General features: G+C 59.9%; 3 protein-coding genes. All 3 read right to left on the bottom strand.

Annotated elements, in window-relative coordinates; genetic code table 11:
• Positions 1-75 precede the first annotated feature (75 nt).
• Positions 76-552, bottom strand: coding sequence for a hypothetical protein (locus tag IQ273_RS30950; protein WP_194026929.1), 477 nt, complete (start codon positions 550-552; stop codon positions 76-78).
• Between the two features lie 151 nt (positions 553-703).
• Positions 704-2812 (bottom strand): hypothetical protein, encoded by a 2109-nt coding sequence (locus IQ273_RS30955; RefSeq protein WP_194026930.1) that lies wholly within the window; start codon positions 2810-2812, stop codon positions 704-706.
• A gap of 342 nt (positions 2813-3154) precedes the next feature.
• Positions 3155-4427: vanadium-dependent haloperoxidase (locus IQ273_RS30960; protein ID WP_228054232.1), on the bottom strand; the 1273-nt coding region annotated here is incomplete at its 5' end.

A 4427-nucleotide genomic window follows, 5' to 3' on the forward strand; every position in this document is an offset into this window, starting at 1 on the left:
TCAACAAATTGCTCGAATAGCGCGTTTATCATGGGACGCTAACTCATTGACTCTAAGCGGCCAGGGGTAACGTCTTTAGCTTATCCAATTGACCGCACTAGTACGAATGATCACCTTAACAGGGGTAGGGGCTACCCCCGCCAGGGGCGACACCACCAGCTCCAGGGCCGACCAGTCGAGCAACCCCGCCAGGGTAAAGGGAATCGGCACCCCATCGGGCACCCGAAACACCAGCCGCGATGGCCCTCCCAGCCGTACCGACACCTTGCCTGGTTCCGCCAGGGCATTTGGTGCTGCCAGGGCATCGCGATCAATGCGAACCTGCATCGCCGGGTCTGCCCCCACTGGCTTTTTGATGGGACTGGCCTCAAAAAAGGCCCGTTCGGCAATGGTCTGGGGTGGAAACTGCACCACCAGGTAAGCGGGCTGCTGGGGATTTTCGACGGCGGCAATCGCCCCTGCCCTGCCCTCCGGCTTAACCTGCAAATTGACCCCTTCGATGTGCAGATTCAGCAGATCATCCGGGCGAATCACATCAATCTTGAAAGCCATCGAATACCCCTCGCCCGCAGGCAATAGAGACCAGATTTAGGTGTCAGATTTGTAGCTGGAGCCATTTTGGGTAAGGCGTGTGAACGTCTAAACGTTCACACGCTGGTCGGTTTTCTGAGTGTCTTAACCAACGGGACTATGGCTGTCAGATTTAGCTGTTGGATGTCATCGGCGGGGCCAGCACAAAGGCCCGCACCGCACTGCGGTCATAGCCACTGAGGCGTTGCCAGCCATCTGTAGCTGTGGCGGCCACATACAGGTTCTCTGAGAACCCGGCAATGGGACAGGTGGCAGAAAGCAATCCATTCACCCCTTGAACGGTGGAGAAACTGCCGCCGCCCACGGGGCCGCTGACGCTAGGGGGCGTTAGGGGGGTAGCGCCCCGCACCAGGCCAAAGCTGTAGGTGGCAAACCCGTGGGGGTGCGAGGCTGTGTAGCCCAGGGTGATAGAGCCGGGGCTAGCCTCGGCATATTCCAACACGCCGCAGTCGTTGGCGGCGATGCCGTTGAGGGTTGGGGGTGCGATCGCCGCCGTGCAGGGGTTGTTATCCACATGCAGCGTCAGCACCAGGCTGCCGCTGCTCACCAGGCCCAGGGTGGCGGCATCGTCGGTGGTGATGGTGCCGTTGAGATCGGCGACATCGGGCACCCGGTACTTAATACCCAGAGCCGCTGGGTTGACCGCCTGGCCATTGCCATCAAACAGCTCGACCTTGAGCTGGTACAGCCCCTCCTGGCCCACCGGGGCAATATCCTGGGTGGGGAATTTGGCGCTGGTGGTGTTTTCCACCGCATCGGGAATGCTCCACTGACCGACCGGAGGCAGCGCGGGCGGAATCTCAAACAGATTGGCCACCCCATTCACCACCTTTGGCCCTAGGGGATACACCTCTAGCACCAGGTCACCGCTGACCACATGGGTGTAATGGCGATGCACTTCTCCGGTCAGCGGCTGAAATGGGCCGCTGTTGCCTTTGCGCCACGACACCTGGTAGTACATGACTCCCAACTCCTGACGCAGACTGTTGTCAAACTCTAGTCGGGGCCGTAGCAGACCACCCCAGGGTGCGCCGCGATCGGTCAGGCCGATATTGGTGGCGTTGGTGGTGGGTTGCAGGCTTTCGCTAGCGCCCCGAATTTGGCTCAGGGGCGTGTTGCCCACGGCCATAAACAGTACCCAGTTTTTGGGCGCAACCACCGGGGCGCAGGGAGCGCTGGTAATGGCAAAGGGGCTGGTGGTAAACAGGGTTACCTCCGTGCCTGAAACGTAGTTCCAGTAGGTGTGGCAGGCAATGGGGGTGGGTGCGTAGATGGTAAACGGTGCCAGTAGCGGAAACACCCGCTGCTTGGCTTTGAAGTAGAGGTCGGGCACGTCAGGATTATGGCAGCCCCGGGAGAAAGCACTGTGGAATTTGCCGCAGCCATCTGTGGTGGCGGTGCCCACGAGCTGGGTGGTGACAAAATGCGGGTAAAACTGACAGATCAGCGGGCGGATCAGGTCTATATGGTCTAGTAACCCCCGCCGAAACTGGAAGAGGTCGGCGGTGCGGGCCAAAAATTGCAAGCTGCCCACCCGACTGCTGAGATCTGGTAGGGCATCGGGGACTGGCTGCGATCGCACATTCATCAGCGTCGGTACTGGAGCCTGAGCCGCCATGGCCAGGTGGATTCCCTGGGGCGCGACATCGGGACGAGTAACGGGGCCAATCGGGTCGCGGGGAAAGGGAATGGGCTGCAAAATAACGTCCCGCAGGCGATCAATCACACTGTCGGGCAGCTTGGGAATCAGAATGTGCAGCGGATCGACTTCGTAGATTTCAATCTCCGCATGACCCACGGGCAAATCGATGGTGATGCCGCCGTTCACCACCCGCTTCAGCAGCTTGCCAGTGACAAAGGTTAAGCCCACCAGCCAGCAGCGCCAGCGATCGGGGAAGATCGTCAGGTCAACGGTGGGTTGCAGATTGCCCGGCTCTAGGCGCAGCATTCGTTCTTCAGCGCCCCGACGCAGCAGTTCTGCCACCTGGATCTGATTTTCCGCTACCTCTGGCCCCACCAGCAGGCGCACGGCATTGGCCTCTTTAACGGCTGGCAGCAATAGTTGAGCTGAGCCTTTGTCGTCTAGTCTCTGGTGGGCCAGCAAACTGCCCCCCGCCGAAAAGGCATAGACAGCCGTTTTAGGTAACGGCTCAGAAGCTTGAGAACGAATTAGATTGGCCTTGACTGCAAGGCTCACAGTCCTTTCTTTAGTGGTAACCATGGTTCACCTACAAAAATGGTTAGGGTTAACGGGAACTAGGTGTAGAGAGACCTAGTTCCTGTTAAGTGGATTGAATTCAGCGGTTCTCTTGGCCTAAGTGCTGGAGGGAATGCGATCGCGAGTCTGGGGACGAGACAAAATGCGACTTGCGAACTTAGGCGTAGATGACAATATCTCTGTGGCTATACCCTACTTAATTGCTAATTGAGTTGAGGTGCAAGGGTGTCGATTTCGATACACATTGCTATCAAACGCAACCAAATTAAGCGTCTAGCTCCTGTATCCCGTGCCCCTTCAAATTCCGGCTTCAGCCGATACCCTGAGGGCGAAAATCCCCGGTGGCTATAGGCGTCCGTGAATGTAGTCCTGGGCCAGATTCCAGGCCTGCACCGCGAGCCGTCGCCCCCGTCGGCGGCCATCCAGGTCACCATCCTCAAAGTGAATGCCGCCGTAGCGGCGGGAGATGCCAGCCTCATCGGCAGCCTCAGAAAAGGTGTCCCACCGGAGGGTGAGGTCTTCGGCGGGCACCAGTCCCGGCTCGACCCGCGAGCTGCCCGCTGGCTGGGTATAAGAGGCCCCAAAGTGGTCGCCGTCGGTAAACCGCCTCAGAATTTCGGCCCCGGCGGCGCTGAAGGTGCTGTGCCCGGAGATGTATTCGGCAAAGGGGGGCGTTACCACCGTAGCGGCCTGGTAGGGCTGCCAGTCTTCGCCCCTGATCGTCTGGGTGCCTAGCCCAGGCCCAGCCCAGGCTTTCACCTGCTGACCCCGAAACAGGTAGTGAATTGCCGTCACCGGGCGCACGTAGTCGAAGTGGCGCTTTACCCCCCAGCAGACAATGCTGGCGTCGAAAATGGCGTTGGTGAGGGCAAAGAAGAGCTTGATATCGGCATCTAGGGTATGGCGATCGCGGGCCGACACATACTGGGCAAACAGGCACCAGTGGCCGGGGGGCAGCTCCGACGAGGGGCCATCGGCCCAGTATTCGGCGATCACTTTGTCGCGATCGCTCAGGTTGGCGCTATATTCCAGCACCGCTTTGGCCTGGCGCTCGTACCCCTTGGCGGGGTGCCGCTGCACGTGATTGTCATCGGGCTGAAACTGATGGGGCGATTGCAGCGCAAAGGGGGTCACCAACCCCCAGTGGGGCGCAATAAAGGTTTGTTCGACAAACCCGCCATGGCCATCGGCTACCCGCAGCGGCTGCCAGCGGTTGGGGTCATGGATCTGGTCAGGGGTGTTGACCGGGCGATAGCCCGTGTAGTCGGAATAGGCCCCAGGGTGCAGATCGCTCAGCTGATTGGAGCCATCACCGTGGCGAAAGCTCAGTAATACCTGGGTGGCCAAGTTGCCCACGCCGCTGGGCGTGGCCAGGTCGATAGAGCTATCTGCCGGGTCGTAGCCCACCTGGGTCATGGCATCGACAAACAGCTGCGGCACCGCGGGAAACAAGTCGAGCAGCGCCCGATAGGCCGCATAGCTGATGGCCTTAGCTTGGTTGGACTCGGTGCGCTCGGCTCTGGGGCGGCGCAGGGTTTCCCCCAGGCGCGTGCCCCAGGCCACGGCATCGTAGGCCGCCCAGGCGTCGTACATGGCAGTATGCAAAATCGCTAACATC

Origin of the sequence: Nodosilinea sp. LEGE 07298 (assembly GCF_015207265.1) — a bacterium.
GTDB lineage: Bacteria > Cyanobacteriota > Cyanobacteriia > Phormidesmidales > Phormidesmidaceae > Nodosilinea.